The following is a 1,820-nucleotide window of genomic DNA, read 5'->3' as shown; positions in this document are numbered from 1 at the left end:
TATAGTTGAACAGGATGCTCGGCGCCTGCCCGGGATCGCGCGAGCGGGCATGGACGCGGCCCTTGCTGGGCGAGCGCATCGAGCCGACATGGGCCTGGAAGCCATGCGCCTCCACCGCATTGGTGCCGTTGTAGCTGATGGCGACGGGGAGGAAATGATACTGGATGTTGGGCCAGGGCACGTCGTCGCCGGTGCGGATGAAGCCGCCGGCCTCGAACTGGTTGCTGGCGCCGATGCCGGTGCCCAGGAACAGCCATTCGGCGCCGATGGCCGGCTGGTTCCACCATTTCAACGCGGGATAGAGCGAAACCGGCTGCCGGCAATGATACTGGATATACATCTCCAGATGGTCCTGCAGATCGCCGCCGACCCCCGGCAGATCGAGCACCGTCTCCACCCCCAGCTCGCGCAGCAGCGGCGACGGTCCCACCCCCGACCGTTGCAGGATCGCCGGGGAGGCGATGGCCCCGGCGCACAGCAACACCTCCCGCCGCGCCCGCGCCGTCACCGGCGTGCCGTTGCGCAGATAGGCGACGCCGACGGCGCGACGCCCGTCGAACAGGATGCGGTCGGTCAGCGCGTGGGTGACGATGGTCAGGCCCGGACGCTCCCGCGCCCGGTCGAGATAGCCACGAGCCGTGCTGCAGCGCCGCCCCCGCGCGGTCACCGTGCGGTCCATCGGGCCGAAGCCCTCCTGGCGGTAGCCGTTCAGATCGTCGGTGCGGCCATAGCCGGCCTGCGCCCCGGCCTCCACCATCGCCTCGTAGAGCGGGTTGACGCCCGGCTTGGCGGTGGTGACGAAGAGAGGGCCGTCGCCGCCGTGATAGGCGTTGGGGCCGGCGTCGCGCGTCTCCGCCTTGCGGAAATAGGGCAGGCAGTCGAGATAGCTCCAGTCCTCCAGACCCGGCAGCTCGGCCCAGCCGTCATAATCCAGCGCGTTGCCGCGGATGTAGCACATGCCGTTGATCAGCGACGACCCGCCCAGCCCCTTGCCGCGCCCGCACTCCATCCGGCGGTTGTCCATGTGCGGTTCGGGTTCGGTCTCGTAGGCCCAGTTGTAGCGGCGGCCCTGCAGCGGAAAGGCCAGCGCCGCCGGCATCTGGGTGCGGTAGTCCAGCCGGTGGTCGGGTCCGCCCGCCTCCAGCAGCAGGACGCTGACGCCGGCATCCTCGGTCAGGCGGCAGGCCAGCACATTGCCAGCCGATCCGGCGCCGACGATGATGTAGTCATACTCGCGCACCGCCTGGGCGATGGAAGGCATGGCGGTGCCGGTCTCCGGCGCAGCGGCACCGGAGGTTGGTTGGTTCGACATCGAACACCCCTTCAGTAAAAATCGGCCTCAGAACACCGAGGCGTAGGGTCCCAACTCGACCTGGACCGACTTGAGGCGGGTGTAATGGTCGAGCGTCTCGACCCCGTTCTCGCGGCCGATGCCCGACTGCTTGAAGCCGCCGACAGGCATTTCCGGCGGCGATTCCCCCCAGGCGTTGATCCAGCAGATGCCGGCCTCCAGCCGGTGGATCACCCGGTGGGCGCGGGCCAGATCGCCGGTGACCAGCCCGGCGGCAAGGCCGTAGCTGCTGGCGTTGGCACGGCCGATGACCTCCTCCTCGTCATCGAAGGTCAGGAGCGACAGGACCGGGCCGAAAATTTCCTCGCGCACGATGGACATGCCGTCGTGGCAATCGGTGAAGACGGTCGGCGCCACATAGGCGCCGCGTGCGAAGGCAGCCCCCTCCGGCACGCCGCCGCCGGCCAGCAGCCGCGCGCCCTCCGCCTTGCCGGCTTCGATGCAGCGCAGCACCTTGTCGCGGTGGGCG

At 69.3% G+C, this 1,820-nt stretch carries 2 protein-coding genes; both read right to left on the bottom strand.

Annotated features, from left to right (window positions below):
• Positions 1-1,261, bottom strand: a 1,261-nt coding sequence (locus I71_RS27975) for a choline dehydrogenase (protein ID WP_042701849.1), incomplete at its 3' end; no start/stop codon positions are given.
• A 78-nt stretch (positions 1,262-1,339) separates the two neighbouring features.
• The coding region (locus I71_RS27970; protein WP_042701846.1) for an aldehyde dehydrogenase family protein at positions 1,340-1,820 on the bottom strand (481 nt) is incomplete at its 5' end.

Origin of the sequence: Azospirillum sp. B506 (assembly GCF_000333595.1) — a bacterium.
Classification (GTDB): Bacteria; Pseudomonadota; Alphaproteobacteria; order Azospirillales; family Azospirillaceae; genus Azospirillum.
The sequence above is the reverse complement of the archived record's forward strand: the minus strand, read 5'-3'. Positions and strand labels throughout refer to the sequence as shown.